Below are 16,159 nucleotides of genomic sequence, written 5' to 3'. Positions count from 1 at the left end.
GAAAGACCATGCAGTCACACGATACCGAACCGCCATTGGCGGGCAATGTTGCTCCCTTCACGGCACAGGGCATGCTGCTCGGCCTGCGCAAGGTTTCCGTGCTGCTGCCGGGCATCGTCGTCTTCGCCGTGGCCTTCGGCGCCGCCGCCTCGGCCAAGGGCATGAGCCTCGTCGAGACGCTGCTGATGAGCGCCCTGGTCTATGGCGGCGTCTCGCAGCTCGTGGCGATGGAGCTGTGGCGGCCGGAATGGAGCTGGGGCGCCATCGTCGGGCTGGCGGTGGTCACCGCCACGGTCAATGCCCGGTCGATCCTGCAGGGGGCCTCGCTGCAGCCCTGGTTCGCGCGCTATCCCAAGGGGCTGAACGCCTTCCACCTGTTCTTCTTCACCGATGCGAACTGGCTGATCGGCACGCGCTATCAGGCCGAGGGCGGGCGTGATCTCGGCGTCGTGGTCGGCGCGGGCCTCGGGCTCTGGGTCGTCTGGGTTCTCGCCACGGTTCCCGGCCACATGCTGGGCGCCCTGGTCTCCGATCCGCGCCGTTACGGCATCGACCTCGTCATGCCGATCTTCTTCGCGGCGATGATCGTGCCGCTCTGGCGCGGCCGGCGCGGGGCCGTTCCCTGGGTCGTTGCCGGTATCGTCGCCTTGCTGACGGCAAAGCTCGTCGACGGCTACGCCTTCATCATCGCCGGCTCCCTCGCTGGCGCCGTCACGGGGGCGTTCCGCGATGACGCTGTCTGATCCCGGCCCCTGGGGCGCCTTCATCGCCATCGGCGCCATGGCGGTGGCGACCTATCTCTGCCGGCTGGCAGGGGTGGTGCTGATGAGCTTCGTGCCGCTGACGCCGCATGTCCGGCGCGGCCTTGCCGCGCTGCCCGGCTCGATCGTGGTCGCGACCGTGCTGCCTTTGATCGAGCGGCTCGGCCTCGCCGCGGCCGTGGCGCTGCTCGCCGCCATCGGCGCGATGTTCGTGACCCGCAACGAACTCGTCGCGCTGCTCACCGGCATGGCGATGATCTCGGCGGCGCGGTTCTTCGGCTTCTAGAGCATTTTCGAGCGAAGTGGACACCGGTTCGCGTGAAGACAATGCGGCAAACCAAGACCTGACCCATCACCCCGCCCGATGGCTTCCATCACATCCCGTCATCGCGCCATGTCCGGCTGGCTGTTGACGGCGCGTGGCGGCGGGAGGACGGTGCGGCTTAGCAAAAACGACTGAAACGGAGCGCCGTCATGGCATGGTATTCTCAGACCTGGACCTGGTTCGACGGAGCCTGGCATGAGGGCAACCCCGGCCTCGTCGGCCCGCGCAGCCATGCGCTCTGGCAGTCCTCCTCCGTCTTCGACGGCGGCCGCTATTTCGACGGCGTCGCCCCCGACATCGACCTGCACGCCGCGCGCGTGAACCGCTCCGCCGTGGCGCTCGGCCTCGAGCCCACCGTGACCCCGGATTTCATCGTCGAGAAGATGTATGAGGGCGCGAAGAAATTCGCTCCCGGCACGGCGCTCTACGTCAAGCCGATGTACTGGGCCGAGGCCGATGGCCCCTCGACCATCATGCCCGATCCGGATTCGACCCAGTTCGCGCTCTGCCTGTTCGAGGCGGCGATGCCGCAGCCGACGAATGGCTTCTCCGTCACCAAGGGCATCTATCGCCGTCCGACCTTCGAGACTGCCCCGACCGATTCCAAGGCCGGCTGCCTGTATCCCAATAACGCCCGCATCCTGAAGGCCGCCAAGGCCGCCGGCTTCGACAACGCGCTGGTGCTCGACATGCTCGGCCATGTCGCGGAGACGGCGACCTCCAACATCTTCCTCGCCAAGGACGGCGTGGTGAAGACGCCGGTCCCGAACGGCACCTTCCTGAACGGCATTACCCGCCAGCGCGTCATCAGGCTGCTGCGCGAGAACGGCGTGCCGGTCGAGGAGTGCAGCCTGCGCTACGAGGATTTCGAGACGGCCGACGAGATCTTCATCTCCGGCAACTACTCGAAATGCATGCCGGTGATCCGCATCGACGATCGCGTGCTCCAGCCCGGCCCGCTCTTCCGCAAGGCGCGCGAGCTCTACATGGACTTCGCGCACAGCAAGGCGAAGGCCGCCTGAGGCCCATAGGAACTGGCCATGGCGCGCCTCGCCACGCGGCTGACCGAGCGGCTCGGCATCGCTCACCCGATCCTGTCGGCGCCGATGGCGCTGGCGGGTGGCGGGGCGCTCGCGGCCGCCGTGACGCGAGCGGGCGGGCTTGGCCTGATCGGCGGCGGCTACGGCGATGCTACGTGGCTCGATCAGCAATTCACGGCGGCCGGCAATACCCGGACCGGCTGCGGTTTCATCACCTGGTCAATGGCGAAGCGGCCGGAGCTGTTGACGCAGGCGCTGGCGCATGAACCCGCCGTCCTGATGCTGTCCTTCGGCGATCCGCGCCCCTTCGCCGCCGAAATCGCGGCGGCGGGCGTGCCGCTGATCTGCCAGTGCCAGTCATTGCAGCATGTCCGGCAGGGTCTGGAGGCCGGTGCCGCGATCATCGTCGCGCAAGGCGCCGAGGCCGGCGGCCATGGCGCACGCCGCGCAACCTTGCCCTTCGTGCCCGAAGCGGCCGATCTCATCGCCCGCGAGAGCCCGCAGACGCTGCTTCTCGCCGCGGGCGGCATCGCCGATGGGCGCGGGCTCGCCGCCGCGCTGATGCTGGGTGCGGACGGCGTGCTCGTCGGCACCCGCTTCTGGGCTAGTCGCGAGGCGCTGGTGCATGAGCGCCACCATGCCGCCGCCGTCGCCGCCACCGGCGATGGGACGGTGCGCTCCTCATTGCCCGACATCGCCCGCCAGCTCGACTGGCCGAAGCCCTTCGACATCCGCGTCGCGGACAATGCCTTCATCGCGCAATGGGCCGGGCGCGATCACGAGCTGAAGGCCGCGATCGCGACGGAGGCGACGGCCTATCGCGAGGCCTTCATGGCCGGAGACCCCGACAAGGCCGCCGTGATCTTCGGCGAGGCGGCGGGGCTGATCGCCGATGTGCCGTCAGCCGGCGAGATCGTCGAGCGGATGGTCGAGGAGGCCGCTGCACTGCTCGGCGGGGCAGGGCGCTTCCTCGGCTGAGAATTCAGCGCAACAACCTGAGCAGCCCCGTCATCTTCAGCCCGATGCCGGCGATGGCGACATAGAGCAGGCCCGCGGCTGTGGACAGCAGCAGCACCGCCATCAGCAGCGGCTGCGGCAGGGACGCTGTCCATGCCTGGGCCGGAGAGGCGAACCACCAGGCCAGAAGGCCGGCGGCGATCGTGGCCATGCCGACGATCGCGACAAAGCCCGGCAGGCGCCGGTCCGGCTCGGTCCAGCCGCGCCGCCGCGCCAGCACGAACAGCGTCAGCAGATTGACCCAGGCGCCGGCGGCGGTGGCGAGGGCGAGGCCCGGAGCCCCCCAGTCGCGCCACAGGAACAGCTTGAGCGTGAGATTGCAGGCGATGGCCGCGAGCGCGACCAGCATCGGCGTCCTGGTGTCGCCGCGCGCCTGGAAGGCCGAGACCTGCGTGCGGATCATCACGATCGCCGGCAGGCCGAGCGAATAGGCGAAGAGCACGGTGCCGGCCGCCCGGCTCGCTTCGGCATCGAAGGCGCCGCGCTGGAACAGCCCCGCCACGATCAGGTCCGGAATCGCGATGAAGGCGGCGACGAAAGGAGCGCTGGCGAGGAGCGAGATCGCGACGGCGCGGTTCTGCGAGCGGTTGGCGCCGGCCTCGTCCCCGCGCGCGACCTGCCGGCTCATCGCCGACAATGCGACCGTGCCGACCGCGATGGCGATCAGCCCGAGCGGGAGCTGGTAGAGCCGCTCGGCGTAGTAAAGGGCCGAATAGGCGCCGCGCGGCAGCAAGGAGGCGATGATCGTATCGGCGAAGATCGCGATCTGCACGCCGGCCGAGCCGATCACCGCCGGCCCGAAGGCCTTCAGAAAGCGCCGGACGCCGAGATCCATATGCGGCCTGACCAGCTTGCTGGAGACGCCCGCGCGCTTGGCCGCCACATAGAGCAGCACCCATTGCGCCAGCCCGGAGATCGCGACGCCCCAGGCGGCGGCATAGGCCGCGCCCGGAAACAGGAAGGGCACGGCGAGCGCCGCCATCACGCCGATATTGAGCAGGATCGGCGCGGCGGCGAAGGCCGAGAAGCGGTCGACCGCGTTCAGCGTCGCGCCGAGGAAGGTGACCATCGTCACGAAGAGCAGATAGGGGAAGGTGATCCGCGTCAGCGCGACGGCGAGCGCGAAGGTGGCCGGGTCTTCCTTGAAGCCGGGTGCCAGCAGCGTGACCAGCCAGGGCATCAATGGCAGGGCCAGCGCCAGCAGCACGACCTGAATCAGGAACAGCACGGTGAAGAGCCGGTCGGCGAAGAGATTCGCCGCCTTCTGCCCCTGCTTCTCCGCGACATGGGCATAGGCCGGCACATAGGCTTGGTTGAAGGCGCCCTCGCCGAAGATGGCGCGGAAATGATTCGGGAGGCGCAGCGCCACCGAGAAGGCGTCCATGGTGGCGCCGGCACCGAGCACGGCCGCGAGCATGATGTCGCGCGCGAAGCCAGTCAGGCGCGAGATCAGCGTATAGCCGCCGACCGACAGGATGTTCCGGAGCATGAAAATCCTAGCGGATCAGCGGCGGCAGGGCGTCGCCGCGCGGGTGGTCGACGGTGCGCGCCTCGAAACCGACGCGCTCGCCGATGAGGTAGAGCGGCCGGCGCTTCACCTCGGCGAAGATGCGGCCGACATATTCGCCGATCATGCCGAGCGAGACGAGCTGGATGCCCGAGAAGAACATGATCGAGACAATCAGCGACGGGAAGCCGGGAAGGTCCGTGCCGTAGATCAGCGTGCGCAGCATGAAATAGAGCGCCGACAGCGTCGCGATGCAGGCGATGATGGCGCCCGACCAGGTCGCGATCTTGAGCGGCACGGTCGAGAAGGAGGAGAGCCCGTCGAAGGCGAAGGAGAACAGCTTGCGATAGCGGAACTTCGACTGCCCATGCTCGCGCTCGGCGACCTGGAAAGGCACGCCGACGGAGCGGAAGCCGACCCAGGCATAGAGCCCCTTGGAGAAGCGCGCCCGTTCCGGCAGAGCTCGCAGCGCATCGACCGCCTTGCGGTCGAGCAGGCGGAAATCGCCGGCGCCTTCCGGCAGGTCGGTTTCGCCGAACTGCGAGAAGATGCGGTAGAAGGCCTTGGCGAAATTGCGCTTCAGCCGGGTCTCGCTCTCGCGGTCGACGCGCTGGCCGTAGACGTTGAGATAGCCCTCGCGCCACTTCTCCAGAAAGGCGGGAATGACCTCGGGAGGGTGCTGCAGATCGGCATCCATGATGACGACCGCATCGCCATAGGCATGGTCGAGCCCGGCGGCGATGGCGATCTCCTTGCCGAAATTGCGGCTGAAGGAGACGGCGTTGATCCGCGGATCGGTAGAGTAGAGCTCGCGGATGGTCGCCAATGTCGCGTCCTGGCTGCCATCGTCGACGAAGACGATTTCCCAGGAGGCGACCGCCTCCGTCAGCACGGCCCGCAGCCGCTCGACGAGCGGGCGCAGATTGTCGGCCTCGTTGTGGACGGGCACGACGATGGAAAGCTCCGGCCAGCGGGAGACCCGGGGCGTGCGCTGAAGCGGCGGGGACGCGATGTCCGACACGAACGACCTTTCATGACGCGTCTGTCGACGGGGTGACGCGCGACGCACAGAACCGTAAAGCTTGCCGGCCGACAAGCCCGCATCCGACGGCGCCTTGCGGCCGAAGGAGGAACACCAGCAGCGATGGCGAACGGCTTTGTTCTCTGCGCCGATGATTTCGCCATGACCGAAGGCGTCAGCCGTTCGATCCTGGAGCTCCTCGGCCGTGGCAGGCTCTCCGCCACCGGCGCGATGACCAACCGGCCACACTGGCGCAGATTGGCGCCGGAACTCGGCGCTTTTGCGGAAGCCGCCGATCTCGGCCTGCATGTCAACCTGACTTGCGCCGCCCCGCTCGGCACGATGCCGCGGCTGGCGCCGGGCGGAGAATTCCAGGCGCTGGGCGTCGTGGCGCAGGCCGCGGCGATCTCGCCGGCCGTCCGGCGCGAGATCGCGGCCGAGTTCGGGCGCCAGCTCGATGCCTTCGAGGATGCGATGGGGCGCCCGCCCGATTTCGTCGACGGGCATCAGCATGTCCATGTCCTGCCCGGTGTGCGGCGCGCGGTACTCGATGCGCTGGCGCGGCGCTATCCGGCGGGGTCTGTCTATGTGCGCGATCCGGCCGACAGGATTTCGGCGATTCGCGAGCGTGGCGTCGCGGTGGGCAAGGCGCTGGTGATCGCCGGGCTCGCGACCGGCTTCCGCGCGGCCGCGCTGCGCCGGGAGCTGCGTGTCAATCGCGGCTTCTCCGGCGTCGCGCCTTTCGATCCGGCGCGCGATTTCGCGGCCGATCTGCGCCGCTTCCTGATCGCGCCGGGGCCTGCGCATCTGGTGATGTGCCATCCCGGCTTCGTCGATGACGAGTTGGCGCGGCTCGACCCGGTCGTGGCGCCGCGGCCGGTCGAGCACGCGGCGCTCGCCGCCTTCCGGCCGCCGGAGGGCATGCCCATGCGGCGTTTCCGGGAGCTTGCCGCTTAGAGCATCGGCCCGAAAACTGGACCGCGGTTTTCGGGAAAAGCCGATGCTCTAGGGCCGGCTGCCGGCCGCCGCCGCAAGCGATTTGTTTACCGGCTTAGGTCAGTGTCCTCGCGGTGGATGGGGGCGCCGTCCGTCGATGGATCGCGCCGGGTTTTAAAGGGCAGTCGCTCGATGACGGGGTTGACGCGGGCGGCCGAGGCGGCTGAGGAAACGCAGGCGCAGGGTGGGATGAAGGGCTTCGGCTCGCTGAGCCGGCAGATCGCGCTCGCGGCCGTGGTCATCGTGGCCGTGGCGATCATCTTCGTGGTCATGGCTGTGGCGCGCTACAATGACAGCCGCACCCGCTCCGATCTTGACCAGAAGGCGACCGCGCTGACGCTGATGGTCGCCAATGCGGCGCCGTCGCTGATCCTGTCGCGCGACAACCTCACCCTGGGCTACATCCTCGAATCGCTGCGGCGCGACCCTGATTTCGATGCCGCCATCGTCGCCGACGATCTAGTCTCGCTCGCTTCCGCCGGACGGACCGAGGAGGCGCGCCTGTCCCTGACGCCGCGCTGGCTGACCAGTGCGGTCGGAGAGGAGCCCTGGCGCAAGCTTCTGTCGGTTCCTTCGGTCGAGATCGAGGACGATGTCAGCGTCACCAAGATCCAGCCCGTGCGCGTGGTCGATAGGCAGATCGGCTATGTCGCGGTGCGCTTCGACAAGACCAGGCTGGTCGCACGCGCGACCTGGGAGCAGTTCGTCATCATCGGCCTGGGGCTCGCCGTCCTGATCGTGCTCGGGCCGCTGCTCTGGTTCTCGCTGTCGCGCACGATGCGCCCGCTGCGTGGCATGACCAATGCCATCGTCAGCATCTCGGACGGCGATCTCGACACGCCGATCGACGCTCAGGATCGTGGCGACGAGATCGGCGCGATCGCGCGCGCCCTCGGCGTGCTGAAGATCAGGCTGGCTGAGCGCGCGGCGCTGGAAGAGAAGCAGACTCTCTCCGAGACCGAGCGAAGGGCTCGGCAGCAGAACGTCGACGGTGCGATCGCGATGTTCCGCAGCGAGGTCGGCCTCGCGCTCGAAGCCTTCAAGAGCAACGCCGATCGCATGCAGGAGGCCTCCGACGGGCTGGCGCGCGTCGCCGCCGAATCCTCCGAGCGTGCCGCGCGCGCTGCCGACAACGCGCATGGTGCCTCTGGAAACGTCGAGAGCGCCGCGCAGGCGGCCGAGGAAATGGGCGCCGCGATCCGCGAAGTCGAGTTCCAGGTCCGGCGCGTCCGCACCGAGATCGTCGAGGCGGCCTCGGCCTCGCGCAACACCGCCGGCTCGGTCGAGGCGCTGGACGAGACGGCGCGCGCCATCGGCGAAGTGGTCAATCTCATTCGCGACATCGCCGCCCAGACCAACCTGCTCGCGCTCAATGCAACCATCGAGGCGGCGCGGGCCGGCGAGGCCGGGCGCGGCTTCGCGGTGGTGGCCTCCGAGGTCAAGTCGCTCGCGGCCCAGACCGCCGATGCAACCGACCGCATCGTCTCCCAGGTCGCCGCGATTCAGGGAGCGACAGGGCAGGTCGTCGGCGCGATCCAGAACATCGCCGAGCGGATGAACGCCATCGAAACCTTCGCCAACTCGGTCGCGGCCTCGATCGAGCAGCAGGCGCTCGCGACCGGCGAGATCGCCAGCGGCGTCGCCATGGCGAGCTCCTCGGCCCTGTCCGTCTCGAGCGACCTGAGCGTGCTCGCCGACAGCGTCGAGGAGACCGGCCGTTCGGCCGAGCAGGTCCGCGGCGCGGCCGGCGAGGTGGCGACGCAGGCCCAGAGGCTCGATTCGACCGTGGACCAGTTCCTGCGCAACGTCGCCGCCTGAAGCGGTCGCGGAGCGGCAAACAAAAACGGGGCCGCGAGGCCCCGTTTGCTTTTCCGGTTCCTGATCGCCGGGATCAGCCCTTGGCGGCTGCGCCATGGAGCTCGGCGACGTATTCCCAGTTCACCAGGCTTTCGAGGAAGGCCTTGAGATAGTCGGGACGCCGGTTGCGGTAATCGATGTAGTAGGAGTGCTCCCACACGTCGACGCCGAGGATCGGCGTGCCGCCATGGACCAGCGGGTTCTCGCCGTTCGGGGTCTTGCTGATGGCGAGCTTGCCGCCCTTGACCTCGAGCCAGGCCCAGCCCGAGCCGAACTGGCCGATGCCGGCGGCGATGAAGTCTTCCTTGAACTTGTCGACCGAGCCGAAGGAGTCGACGATCGCCTTCTCCAGCGCGCCCGGGATCTTGCCGCCGCCATTCGGCTTCATCCACTTCCAGAAATGGAGGTGGTTGTAGTGCTGGCCGGCATTGTTGAAGACCGCGGCATTCTTGCCGTAGGAGCCCTTGACGATCTCCTCGAGCGACTTGCCCTCGAATTCCGTACCCTTGATCGCGTTGTTGCCGTTGTTGACATAGGCGAGGTGGTGCTTGTCGTGGTGATACTCCAGCGTCTCCTTCGACATGAAGGGCTGAAGTGCGTCATGAGCATAGGGGAGATCGGGAAGGGTAAAGGTCATTGGGCCTCTCCTTGGGCTGTGAAATCGCTTGAATCAGAATGGCTTGCCATTCGGAGGCGGGGCCATGACAACCCTGCCGCTCCACGCGTTAGTTAAGCCGCCGCGCGCGGCTCGACAACCGCCAAACCTGCGAAAAACCCATGTCCTCTCGACAGGCGGCCACAATGGGGCCAGATTCCTCTCCTTAAGCCAGGTCGATTGGAAACTCTCTCTTATTCAGTACGTTAGATATTGGCATGTTCCCGCCCGTCCATGAGCCGGGCAGGCCCTGCGTCAAGGAAGCCGAATTGATCGCGATTTTTACTCTCCTCAGCCTCGGGCTCTTCGGCGGCGGTGCCTATGCCGTCTATGATGGCTGGCCCTATCTGGTGCTGGAGCGGGGCTTCACCCAGGTCATCATCGGCTCGATCGCCATGACGGCAGGCCTTATCCTGCTGGCGCTGGCCTGGGTCCTGAAACAGCTCAAGGCCATCAGGACGGAGCTGGCGGAAGCGGCCGAGGCCCGCGTCTCCGTTACGGCTCCTGCGGAGGCCGCTTTTCCGGCCGTCTTGCCCATGGCGCCGGCGAATGTGCCGCCCGCCTCGTCCCCGATCGTGCCCGCCGTGCTGGGTGCGGGTGCTGCGGCCGCCGCGGCCGCCGTCGTCGCGGAGACGTCGGAAGCCAGCCCATCGACCACCGGAGCGGTGGAGCGGGACCTGTTCGGCACGCTGGTCGCCGACCATCTTGCTGCCGCGCCGAAAGAGGAAGAGGGAGAGGAAGAGCAGGATGAGGTGCCGGCGCCGGAGCGCGATGATTCCGTGCCGGACATGTTCGCGAAGGTTGCGGCGGATATCGAGCCGAGCGAGGCGGAGCATCCCATCGCCGTCGAGGATGAGAGCCACGAGCCGGCCGAGATCGTTGCGGCCCATATCCAGCCGCTGAGCGAGGACGAGGCCCTGGCGCACAGCGACGAGCAGGCCGAGGCGGCGGTCGAGAAGGCGGAGATCGACGAGCTTCCGCCCGAGCATCCCGTCGCCGCCGTCACGGATCAGGCTCCCGCCGATGAGGAAGACAGCGCGCGTGACGAGTTCGCGATGCTGCGGGAAAGCCTGACCACCGAACTCGGCGACCTGCGCCGGCCGGCCGGGCGTGTCGAGCCGTCCTTCGCGCTGGACGACCCCTTCGCGGAAGCCGAAACCTGGATGAAGCCCGGCGCCAAGCGCCAGGAGCCCCGTTTCGACACGGAGCGGCCTTCGGCCGAGGTTGAAGAGACTCAAAAGCCCATGCCGGTCGCACCGGTCTGGCCGCCGCGTACCGGGCCCCATGCTTTCGGTGTGTCGCCTGCGAATGAAGCCGAGCAGCCGGCGAAGCTTTCTCCCGAGCCCGTCGGGATGGATGCGGCTCCGGAAGCGCCTGTGCCCTCCGAAGAGGTCGCGGAAGCGCCATCGAAGCCGGCCGATGAAGAGGTGCCTGCGGGCGAAAGCTCTCCCGCTGTCTCGTCCGAGCCGGCAGCGCCCGAACCTGCCGCCTCCGAAGAGGGTGTCGTCGGCGCCTATCAGGTCGGCGAAGCCCACTTCACCATCTATGCCGACGGTTCGATCCGCGCGCGCACGCCCGACGGTGAATACAGCTTCGCCTCGATGGACGAACTCAAGGTCTACCTCGCCAGCGAGAAGAGCCGGCTCGGCGTTTGAGCATCCGCGAGCGCCGCCGTCATTCTCGGGCTTGACCCGAGAATCTCATGACATGGCGGCTCCTTCGCCTCATCGAGCGCGAGATGCCCGGGTCAAGCCCGAGCATGACGCGGGAGGTTCTCGGGCCAGCCTTCGCCGACGGCCTTGATGGCGAAGGCATAGGCCAGCGCCGTTTCCTTCAGCGAATCGAAGCGCCCGGCCGCGCCGCCATGCCCCGCCTCCATATTGGTGTGGAGCAGGATCGGCCCGCCGCCGGTCATGGTCGCGCGCAGCCGCGCCACCCATTTCGCCGGCTCCCAATAGGTCACGCGCGGATCGGTGAGGCCGCCCATCGCCAGGATCGGCGGATAATCCTGCGCGCTGACATTGTCATAGGGCGAGTAGCTGCGGATCGTCTCGAAGGCTTTGACGTCCCGGATCGGATCGCCCCATTCCGGCCATTCCGGCGGCGTCAGCGGCAGGCTGTCGTCGAGGATGGTGTTGAGCACGTCGACGAAGGGCACTTCCGCGACGATGCCGGCGAAAAGCGCCGGCGCCATGTTGGCGACCGCGCCCATCAGCATGCCGCCGGCGCTGCCGCCCTCGGCGACGATGCGCCCGCGACGGGTGAAGCCGGCCTCCGCCAGCGCTTCCCCCGCGGCGATGAAGTCGGTGAACGTATTGCGCTTCTTCTCGCGCTTGCCGTCGAGATACCAGCGCCAGCCCTTGTCCGTGCCGCCGCGGATATGGGCGATGGCATAGACGAAGCCGCGATCGACCAGGCTGAGCGGCCGCGTCCGGAACGAGGCGGACATCGCCGAGCCGTAGGAGCCGTAGCCGTAGAGCAGGCAGGGCGCATTGCCGTCGAGCTTCAGATCGGCACGGTGCAGGATCGAGATCGGCACCCGCTCGCCATCCTCGGCCGTCGCGAAGATGCGCCGCACCTTGTAGTCGGCCGGGTTGTGGCCCGAGGGCACCTCCTGCCGCTTCAGCAGGGTCCGCTCGCCGGTTGCGAGATCGTAGTCATAGGTTTCGGCAGGCCGCGCCATCGAGGCATAGATGAAACGCAGCGTATTCGTGTCGAACTCGTAGCCGGCATCCATGCCGAGCCCATAGGCCTCCTCGTCGAAGGCAATGCTGCTCTCGGCACCATCTGCGAAGTCGCGGATCACGATGCGCGGCAGCCCTTCCTCGCGCTCCAGCCGGATCAGCCTGCCCTTGAGGCAGACATGGTCGAGGATGAGCCGGCCCTGCCGATGGGGAACGAGATCGCGCCACCCTGCCGGATCGGGGTTGGCGAGCGGGGCCGTCACGATCTTGAAGTCTTCCGCTCCCTCGGCATTGGTCAGGATCACGAAGTCGTCGCCATGGTGCTCGACGCTGTATTGCCGGCCGGGCAGGCGCGCGGCGACAAGGCTGAGCTTCGCTTCGGGTGAAGCGAGATCGAGCAAACGGATCTCCGAGGTTTCGTGATCGCTGATCGAGATCAGCAGGAAGCGGCCGGACTGGGTCTTGTCGATGTCGACGAACATGCCGGCATCGCTCTCGTCATGCAGCAGCTCATCCGTCTCGGCCGCCGTGCCCAGACGATGCCGCAGCACCCGCGACGGGCGGTGATCGGCATCAACGGCGACGTAGAAGAACGAACGGGAATCGCTCGCCCAGACGATGTCGCCCGTGGCGTCGTTGACCTGGTCGGCCAGATCCTCACCCGTTTCGAGATCGCGGACGCGGATCCCATGCAGTTCCGAGCCGGCCTCGTCCGCGCTCCAGGCAAGCAGCCGATGGTCGGGACTATGGACGGCGTCGCCGAGGTCGAAGAAGTCCTTGCCTTCGGCCAGGGCATCGGCGTCGAGCATGATCTGCTCGCGGCTCTTGCCTTTGTCTTTGCCCTTGTCCTTGCCGTGACCTTCCCGCGGGCGGCGGCAGATCAATGGATGCTCGGCTCCCTTGCGATAGCGTGAATAGTAGAGCCAGGCGCCGTCCCGCTGCGGAACGCTGGAATCGTCTTCCTTGATCCGGCCGCGCATTTCCTTGACGAGTTCGCGCTGCAGGTCGCGGGTCGAGGCCATCAATGCCTTGCAATAGACATTCTCTGCTTCGAGATAGTCGCGGATATCGGCGGGCAGCGCTTCGGGATTGCGCAGTACGTCCTTCCAGTTCGGGGCTCGCAGCCAGTCGTAATCATCGCGTAACAGCACGCCGTGGACGGTGCTTTCCTTCGTCCTGATCTCCGCTTTGGGCGGCGCCGGCAGGCGGCGGGATCGGCGCGATACGCCGCTCTGATCTCGAAGGCCGGGGGCAGGACGCATGAGCGGTTCTCCATGACGGGCGCCCGAGAGGTAGAGCCCCGCTGCTACGGTGACAAGACGCACTTCTTGTCGGTAGGTATACCTTTGCGTGCATTGGAAATCGCAGTCATTTGCGCTGCCGAATATTGGATCAAGATATTCCTGTTCGATTGAATTGTTCTCTTGCGTGAATAGGCAGTATCCATTACAGGCTGATCTCGATCGATCGGGTCGATGATTCTGTTTCCGGTAGTGCCCGCCACTATTGGCAAGGATGGCCACCAGGTGGGGCTTTCAAAGACGGGCGATCGCCAAAGTCCACGTTAAGAACGATAAGGAGCGACATAGCTATGGCCGATCACGAGGGAGCGGACTTCATCGAACTGACGGCAGACATCGTTTCTGCCTATGTCTCCAACAATTCAGTTCCTGCGTCCGACTTGCCGGCGCTGATCAGCGAAGTCCATTCGGCGCTCAGCCGCGTCATCGGCGGTGTGGCTCCGGTGCTTCCGGTCGAGGCGCCGAAGCCGGCGATCCCGGTCAAGAAGTCGATTACTGCAGATTTCCTAGTCTGCCTCGAGGACGGCAAGAAATTCAAGTCGCTGAAGCGCCATCTGCGCACGCAGTACAACATGTCGCCGGAGCAGTATCGCGAGAAGTGGGGCCTGCCGCCCGACTACCCGATGGTCGCTCCGAACTACGCCGAGGCTCGCTCGCAGCTCGCGAAGAAGATGGGCCTGGGCCAGCAGCGTCGCAAGCGTCGCTGAGACGCGGGACGAAGCAGAATTTCATCGACAGAAGCCGCCGGATTTCCGGCGGCTTTTTTTCATGCCGATCGTTTCGTGCCGGTCGTTTCTTGCTGGTCGCTTCTTGCCGCCGTTCGCGGGGATAACCGAGCGCGCAGGCTTGCCAAGGCGGATATAAGAATATAATCCTATTCCCCAGATCTCGCGCCATCACTCGCGCAATCGCAGAATGGGAACATAGCATGAACAATATCAAGGCCGGCCCTGACATGATCTTGCAGGAGGCTGCCGGCGCCAGACTGGCCGAGGCCACCGTCGCGGCTGCGGCGAAGATCGCTCCCGGGAAGCTCAGGGCCTTCAATCGCGGCCGGCGGCCGGTTGCCCGGGCGCGCCAGCGGGCGATGTATCTGGCCCATGTCGCCTTCGGGCTGAGCCTCACCCGCGTCGGCGCCTGCTTCGGGCGGGACCGCACCACCGTGCGCCATGCCTGCGCCTTGGTGGAGGACAGCCGCGACGATCCGGGGACGGAATTCGGCCTGAACGCACTCGAAGCGGCCCTCCTTGCCGCCAGTGCCAGCCTGTCGGCCCATCCGAGGGAGATTCTGTGATGACGAACGAGATCGACCGGCGTGATCGCGAGCGGCTCCTGCGCCATCTGCGCGAGCCGAATGCCTATGGCATCGTCTCTCCGCTCGGCTGCGGCCGGATCGCGCTCTATCGCGAGCGGAACGGCGCGAGCCTTGGCGCAGGCTATGTCGCGGCGGAAGCGGCGGCGGCGCTCGTGGCCGAGGGGCTCATCGCCTGGGCGGGCGAGGGCAGGGGTGCCCGCCTTACGCTGAAGGGGGCGCCTTCCGGGCAAGGCGTTCCGGCCGCCCCGCCATCCGACGCAGCGCAGGCGCCGGAGGTCCGGATCGACGAGCGCGAAAGCCCCTTGCTCTGGCTCAGGCGACGCCCCGGCAAGGACGGCAAGCCGCAGATCAGCGACGAGGAATTCGCCGCCGGCGAGCGCTTCCGGGCCGATTTCACGCGCGCGCAGATGCTGCCGCGCACGACCATGAACTGGGATGCGGCGCTGACCCCGGATGAACGTAGCCCCGGCCCGCGCGATCCCGCCGGCGCGTCCGATGTGGCCATCGCGGCCCGCCAGCGCGTCCGGCATGCCTGCGAGCGGCTGGGGCCGGCGCTGTCCGGCCTCGCCATCGACGTCTGCGGCTTCCTGAAGGGGCTCGATCTGGTCGAGCGCGAACGGCACTGGCCGGCACGCTCGGCCAAGGTCGTGCTGCGCGTCGCGCTTGCGACGCTGGCCTCGCATTACGGCATGGATCGCGGCGGCAAGCCGTCCGGTCTCTCCGCCTGGCAGGCGCCGGACGCGCGGCCGGGCATCCCGCCCGCGGCCGGGCGCTGAGGCGTTTCACATCGCCGTGGCGCGGGCGTCGCTCTTGATGCGCTCGATCATGGCGCGCACGCCGTTGGAGCGCTGCGGCGTGAGATGCGCGGCGAGGCCGAGCTTCTCGTAGGTCGCGAAGGCGTCGGTCGCGAGGATCTCCTCCGCCTTCCGGCCCGAGAAGATGGCGAGCGCCAGCGCGACGAGACCGCGCACGATATGGGCGTCGCTGTCGCCGCGGAAGAACAGGCGCGTCTGCGGGCCGGGCCCGCCTTCGCGACGCAGGTCGAGCCAGACCTGGCTGGCGCAGCCGCGCACCTTGTTGGCGTCGTTATGCGCGTCCTCGGGCAGCGGCTCGAGGCTCTTGCCGAGCTCGATCAGGTAGCGGTAGCGGTCGTCCCATTCGTCGAGCAGCTCGAAATTGGCGACGATCTCGTCGAGAGTGGTGGTCATGTCCTGCCTTGCCGACCTCCGATCCATCCGGAGCCGGCGCGCTCTCTTCCCGCGCCTTGCGGGCTTTCGTCAAGCATTCAACGCGGGGCGGAGCGACCGGTTGCAGCCGATGCGGCGGCGCTGATGATACGCCCACGCGTCTCCGGATCGAGACCCGCGAGGATCTGGGCCGCCTCGCGGGCCGCGGTGAGGCTGCCGGCCGCCACGCGCGGCTCGGCCTGGACCGCGCTCACGACCTGCCGCACGGCCTGGGGCAGCTCCACCTCGGCCGGCTTGCCGCCATGGACCGGGGAGTTGATCGCGATCAGGCCGATGATCGCGACCTTGCGCAGGAAGTAAGCCATCTCGATCTCCGTTGCGGTTCTTGCGACCGCGACGCTGACCCTAGACGGGGATCCGGAAAAATCGCGTCATTCCAAACGCTCAAATGCGAGTCGAATGCGGATGGCGATCTTCAGGTTCCGTTCACCCT

At 67.4% G+C, this 16,159-nt stretch carries 16 protein-coding genes; 10 read left to right on the top strand and 6 right to left on the bottom strand.

Features of this window, described 5'->3' with window-relative positions; translation table 11 throughout:
• The first annotated feature begins 8 nt into the window (after window positions 1–8).
• The 4 genes from GGC47_RS02935 to GGC47_RS02920 all read left to right on the top strand — a co-directional run bounded on the left by GGC47_RS02935 (window position 9) and on the right by GGC47_RS02920 (window position 3,104).
• Window positions 9–743 carry an AzlC family ABC transporter permease gene (locus GGC47_RS02935; RefSeq protein ID WP_142020179.1) on the top strand — a complete coding sequence of 245 codons (735 nt, stop codon included), beginning with the start codon at window positions 9–11 and terminating at the stop codon, window positions 741–743.
• Window positions 730–1,047, top strand: coding sequence for an AzlD family protein (locus GGC47_RS02930; RefSeq protein WP_142020180.1), 318 nt, complete (start codon window positions 730–732; stop codon window positions 1,045–1,047). The genes GGC47_RS02935 and GGC47_RS02930 overlap by 14 nt, the downstream gene beginning before the upstream one ends.
• Before the next feature lie 188 nt (window positions 1,048–1,235).
• Window positions 1,236–2,108 carry a branched-chain amino acid aminotransferase gene (locus tag GGC47_RS02925; RefSeq protein ID WP_038361085.1) on the top strand — a complete coding sequence of 291 codons (873 nt, stop codon included), beginning with the start codon at window positions 1,236–1,238 and terminating at the stop codon, window positions 2,106–2,108.
• 18 nt (window positions 2,109–2,126) lie between these two features.
• A complete protein-coding gene (locus GGC47_RS02920; RefSeq protein WP_142020181.1) occupies window positions 2,127–3,104 on the top strand; it encodes an NAD(P)H-dependent flavin oxidoreductase in 978 nt (325 codons plus the stop codon).
• A gap of 4 nt (window positions 3,105–3,108) precedes the next feature.
• On the opposite strand, the gene murJ is transcribed toward GGC47_RS02920, so the two are convergent.
• Together murJ and GGC47_RS02910 are read right to left on the bottom strand one after the other, a co-directional pair.
• The gene (murJ, locus tag GGC47_RS02915) at window positions 3,109–4,632 is read right to left on the bottom strand and encodes a murein biosynthesis integral membrane protein MurJ (RefSeq protein WP_370956350.1); all 1,524 of its coding nucleotides are present in this window, start codon (window positions 4,630–4,632) and stop codon (window positions 3,109–3,111) included.
• A gap of 7 nt (window positions 4,633–4,639) precedes the next feature.
• The gene (locus tag GGC47_RS02910; protein WP_370956349.1) at window positions 4,640–5,671 is read right to left on the bottom strand and encodes a glycosyltransferase family 2 protein; all 1,032 of its coding nucleotides are present in this window, start codon (window positions 5,669–5,671) and stop codon (window positions 4,640–4,642) included.
• A 123-nt stretch (window positions 5,672–5,794) separates the two neighbouring features.
• Here GGC47_RS02910 and GGC47_RS02905 point away from each other — a divergent pair, with 123 nt between their 5' ends.
• Both GGC47_RS02905 and GGC47_RS02900 read left to right on the top strand, forming a co-directional pair.
• Window positions 5,795–6,628 carry a ChbG/HpnK family deacetylase gene (locus GGC47_RS02905; protein WP_142020183.1) on the top strand — a complete coding sequence of 278 codons (834 nt, stop codon included), beginning with the start codon at window positions 5,795–5,797 and terminating at the stop codon, window positions 6,626–6,628.
• A 171-nt stretch (window positions 6,629–6,799) separates the two neighbouring features.
• A complete protein-coding gene (locus GGC47_RS02900) occupies window positions 6,800–8,485 on the top strand; it encodes a methyl-accepting chemotaxis protein (RefSeq protein WP_185747779.1) in 1,686 nt (561 codons plus the stop codon).
• A 73-nt stretch (window positions 8,486–8,558) separates the two neighbouring features.
• Here GGC47_RS02900 and GGC47_RS02895 read toward each other — a convergent pair whose 3' ends face one another.
• Complete coding sequence (locus tag GGC47_RS02895; RefSeq protein WP_112763299.1) at window positions 8,559–9,161, bottom strand: superoxide dismutase; 603 nt, start codon at window positions 9,159–9,161, stop codon at window positions 8,559–8,561.
• A gap of 236 nt (window positions 9,162–9,397) precedes the next feature.
• Here GGC47_RS02895 and GGC47_RS02890 point away from each other — a divergent pair, with 236 nt between their 5' ends.
• Window positions 9,398–10,834, top strand: coding sequence for a hypothetical protein (locus GGC47_RS02890; protein WP_429066814.1), 1,437 nt, complete (start codon window positions 9,398–9,400; stop codon window positions 10,832–10,834).
• A gap of 92 nt (window positions 10,835–10,926) precedes the next feature.
• On the opposite strand, the gene GGC47_RS02885 is transcribed toward GGC47_RS02890, so the two are convergent.
• Window positions 10,927–13,125 (bottom strand): S9 family peptidase, encoded by a 2,199-nt coding sequence (locus GGC47_RS02885; RefSeq protein ID WP_142020185.1) that lies wholly within the window; start codon window positions 13,123–13,125, stop codon window positions 10,927–10,929.
• Window positions 13,126–13,454: 329 nt separating this feature from the next.
• On the opposite strand from GGC47_RS02885, the gene GGC47_RS02880 reads away from it, so the two are divergent.
• The 3 genes from GGC47_RS02880 (at window position 13,455) to GGC47_RS02870 (ending at window position 15,255) form a co-directional block, all read left to right on the top strand.
• Window positions 13,455–13,871 (top strand): Ros/MucR family transcriptional regulator, encoded by a 417-nt coding sequence (locus GGC47_RS02880; RefSeq protein WP_038361095.1) that lies wholly within the window; start codon window positions 13,455–13,457, stop codon window positions 13,869–13,871.
• Window positions 13,872–14,092: 221 nt separating this feature from the next.
• Window positions 14,093–14,458 carry a helix-turn-helix domain-containing protein gene (locus tag GGC47_RS02875; RefSeq protein WP_081925283.1) on the top strand — a complete coding sequence of 122 codons (366 nt, stop codon included), beginning with the start codon at window positions 14,093–14,095 and terminating at the stop codon, window positions 14,456–14,458.
• A complete protein-coding gene (locus tag GGC47_RS02870; RefSeq protein ID WP_142020186.1) occupies window positions 14,458–15,255 on the top strand; it encodes a DUF6456 domain-containing protein in 798 nt (265 codons plus the stop codon). The genes GGC47_RS02875 and GGC47_RS02870 overlap by 1 nt, the downstream gene beginning before the upstream one ends.
• 6 nt (window positions 15,256–15,261) lie before the next feature.
• Here GGC47_RS02870 and GGC47_RS02865 read toward each other — a convergent pair whose 3' ends face one another.
• On the bottom strand, window positions 15,262–15,687 hold the full coding sequence (locus GGC47_RS02865; RefSeq protein WP_142020187.1) for a SufE family protein: 426 nt from the start codon (window positions 15,685–15,687) through the stop codon (window positions 15,262–15,264).
• Between the two features lie 77 nt (window positions 15,688–15,764).
• Window positions 15,765–16,031: a hypothetical protein gene (locus tag GGC47_RS02860; RefSeq protein ID WP_112763304.1), complete on the bottom strand. Its 267-nt coding sequence runs from the start codon at window positions 16,029–16,031 to the stop codon at window positions 15,765–15,767.
• Window positions 16,032–16,159 lie beyond the last annotated feature (128 nt).

The organism is Allobosea sp. OAE752, from assembly GCF_050433265.1.
GTDB classification, from domain to species: Bacteria; Pseudomonadota; Alphaproteobacteria; order Rhizobiales; family Beijerinckiaceae; genus Allobosea; species Allobosea spartocytisi.
The sequence above is the reverse complement of the archived record's forward strand: the minus strand, read 5'-3'. Positions and strand labels throughout refer to the sequence as shown.